Genomic DNA, 3212 nt, shown 5'->3' on the forward strand with positions numbered 1-3212 from the left:
AATTTTCCGGATTGGTATTATTTAGCTTTCTTACCTCCAAACTTAGTATTGATTTTTTCAACCGATCTCCTAGTCAATAAAATGAGTAGCAACGTACTGTGACTGACTCTTACGTGAATGTGTCGTTTGTTGTTGGGAGATTTTGAAGAGCATTAAGTAGCGAAGATTTGTAGCTTTGGAAGGATATAAAAACGGTTGGTTTCTGAATTGAATATGGTATTTGAAAGGTGAGGGTAGTTGTATTAATAAGTTAGGATCTTTAGATGCAAAAAAGCCGCATCAATGATGCGGCTTCTTTTAATTGGCTCCCCTTGCAAGACTTGAACTTGCGACATACGGATTAACAGTCCGCCGTTCTACCAACTGAACTAAAGGGGAATTGATTGTTTAGTCTCTAATCAAGAGAATGGTGCCGACTACCGGAATCGAACTGGTGACCTACTGATTACAAGTCAGTTGCTCTACCTACTGAGCTAAGTCGGCATCATGAATCAAAAAGCTTATGCTTGATGATTAACTTGGCTCCCCTTGCAAGACTTGAACTTGCGACATACGGATTAACAGTCCGCCGTTCTACCAACTGAACTAAAGGGGAATTATTCTTAAAGCTTTAAAGAATGGTGCCGACTACCGGAGTCGAACTGGTGACCTACTGATTACAAGTCAGTTGCTCTACCTACTGAGCTAAGTCGGCACATAATATTTCTTTGTGCTTTACTGTTGTTGTCTAAGACACCAACAAATAAATTGTGGTGCCCGGAGGCGGAATCGAACCACCGACACGAGGATTTTCAATCCTCTGCTCTACCGACTGAGCTATCCGGGCGACGAGGTGTATTAAACGTGTTTTCGCGTTCTGGGTCAACATTAAATTGCAAAAAAAGTATCGTTTGATGTTTTTCTATACTTAGTGGGTTGTTTTTGCTCATTTGGGGTGAAAAACCTAGGTCTAGCATGCCCTAAAAGATAGTAAAACTACGGTTAACTACACTGAATGGGCGCCGAAATAAAAAAAGCACGTATGAAAACGTGCTTTTTTATTTGAAAATTTTCTAGGGAGTTTAGTGTTTTACTTCAAACCTATTAACCCAAGCTTCTAATTCGTTGGAAAGAGAGGCAAGAGTTTGGGTGCTGTTATGACTTTCTGTTACGACATTGCTCAGTTGGTTACCGCTCTCTTCGATCATATTGATACGCTTCGATATATCATCGCTCACCTGAGTCTGCTCAGCGGCCGCTGTTGCGATTTGATGACTCATTGATGAAATGGACTCTAATGCGACAACAATCTGTTGTAGTGCTTCAGAGGCGTTTTGAGACTCTGTTACGGTGCTTTCACTGGTCGCGGCACACACTTCCATGGTTTGAATTGCGTTGCGAGATCCCTCTTGAAGGTTATTAATCATTAATTGGATTTCTTTTGTGCTCGATTGTGTTCTGCCTGCAAGGTTACGAACCTCATCTGCTACAACAGCAAATCCACGACCTTGTTCGCCAGCTCGAGCTGCTTCAATGGCTGCATTTAGTGCCAATAGGTTAGTTTGCTCCGCTATATCACCAATCACATCCAATACTTTTGCAATGTTGTTTACATCGTTATCTAGGTTAGCGACAGCTTCGCTTGCTGTGCCTAGTTGGCCTGCTAAGCCTTGAATGTTATCTACTGTGTTGTGAATGAGTTGTTGGGTATGCTGGCTCTGTTTGTCGGCCTCGTCGGTGTTGCGCGCGGTATCGCTAGCTGAAGCAGCTACGTTATTGGCTGAAGAGGCCATCTCGGTCATTGCTGTCGCGATCATCTCTGTTGATTGCTGTTGGGTGTCTGTCAGTTGACCAATTGACCCAGCGCGATCTTCTACGCGCTGCAGTTCGCCTCTTAATGCCAGCATTGAAGCGTCAAGGTTTGATACTAGCTCAGCCAATGACTTACTCATTTGTTGTACGGCGTGATAGATACTGCCGTCAATTGCCTGAGTTTCGAAAGAGGTTTGAATTCGACCTTGTGCTACGGCTTGTACTGCTTCTCGTACGTCTTTAGGTTCGCCGCCAAGAAGCGCTAGCATGCGTTTAATGGATACAATTAGGCTCGCCAGAATAAGACCAGCAATCACGACACAAAGGAATAGCTGCCATTGAGCAGTAGACCAAAAACGAGCGTTAACTTCATTGAACCCGATACCAGTGCCGACAACCCAACCCCAATGTGGCGTTTTCTCTGCAATAGACAGTTTTTCTTCAATCGTTCCATCTGGCAGTTTTTGTGTCCAGGTGTACTCAATGATCTCGCCAGTACGATTACCAAGTACTCTTTGGATTAGCTGCCCAACACTATTGCCGTCGCCATCTTTAAAGTCGTTAAAACTGGTTCCGTGCAGTTGAGGATCTAATGGTGTCGCGATAAACGTCATGTTCTCATCGGCTACGTAAACATATTCATTATCTTTATAGATGTTGTTGCGTAGAAGGCGAGTAGCTAGTTGCTTGGCTTGCTCTTCTTCTAGTGTGCCATCAATCGCCATTTTTTCGACTTCAGTAAGAATGCTGTATGCGCTCTTAAACAGCTCTGTTACGCGAGCTTTGTTGTCCATGTTGCTAGCAACTCTTAAGGTCCATAAGCCTGTAGCCGTCAGTGCTAGCAGGGCGATCAAGATGATGCCCGATAATAAGTAAGCTTGCGTTTTTAGTTTCATATTTCCCCGCGCAGCGATTCAATAATTAGTATTAGGTATAATTCATCGAATCTTAATCTAAGTGGTGTAAGGCAGATATTAGAAAGACATCAAAGTATGATAGGGATTAAATTTTCGAAGAAAAAAAAGTAACAGGACTTGGTTCTATTTGTTTTAATGTGAATATTAGCGGGTCATGAACTTTATAAGGCGTTGGTTCTGTTGTAGTGGATATGCTTTATAGAACTTAGAATCAACTGCTGTAGTAAGAGTACTAAAATGAGATAACTCAATTTATCGAGACTGATTAAGAGTTAGTGAGGAGCTGATGTGTATATTGAATAGAGTTTGTTTTTGTTCAAACGAAAAAAAGCCAAGTCTTTCGACTTGGCTTTCTTGAATGTGGCTCCCCTTGCAAGACTTGAACTTGCGACATACGGATTAACAGTCCGCCGTTCTACCAACTGAACTAAAGGGGAATTATTTGTGTCAACATCAGGTCTATAAAGACCATTATTTGTTAAGCACCAAATAATGGTGCCTCGA

1 protein-coding gene and 6 tRNA genes are annotated in these 3212 nt (G+C 42.4%); all 7 read right to left on the bottom strand.

The genetic code is table 11. The features are described 5' to 3' along the window. Window positions 1–302: 302 nt before the first annotated feature. The 7 genes from AB4558_RS00010 to AB4558_RS00040 all read right to left on the bottom strand — a co-directional run bounded on the left by AB4558_RS00010 (window position 303) and on the right by AB4558_RS00040 (window position 3145). Window positions 303–378: transfer RNA gene (locus tag AB4558_RS00010), tRNA-Asn, on the bottom strand. A 29-nt stretch (window positions 379–407) separates the two neighbouring features. After that, window positions 408–483 (bottom strand) — tRNA-Thr (locus tag AB4558_RS00015). Between the two features lie 36 nt (window positions 484–519). Then, a tRNA-Asn gene (locus tag AB4558_RS00020) sits at window positions 520–595 on the bottom strand. Between the two features lie 23 nt (window positions 596–618). Further along, a tRNA-Thr gene (locus AB4558_RS00025) sits at window positions 619–694 on the bottom strand. A 56-nt stretch (window positions 695–750) separates the two neighbouring features. Next, window positions 751–826, bottom strand: a tRNA-Phe gene (locus tag AB4558_RS00030). Window positions 827–1061: 235 nt separating this feature from the next. Next, the gene (locus AB4558_RS00035; RefSeq protein ID WP_017062210.1) at window positions 1062–2687 is read right to left on the bottom strand and encodes a methyl-accepting chemotaxis protein; all 1626 of its coding nucleotides are present in this window, start codon (window positions 2685–2687) and stop codon (window positions 1062–1064) included. 382 nt (window positions 2688–3069) lie between these two features. Then, a tRNA-Asn gene (locus tag AB4558_RS00040) sits at window positions 3070–3145 on the bottom strand. Between the last annotated feature and the right edge of the window lie 67 nt (window positions 3146–3212).

Source organism: Vibrio sp. 10N.222.51.C5 (assembly GCF_041474575.1).
Classification (GTDB): domain Bacteria; phylum Pseudomonadota; class Gammaproteobacteria; order Enterobacterales; family Vibrionaceae; genus Vibrio; species Vibrio crassostreae_C.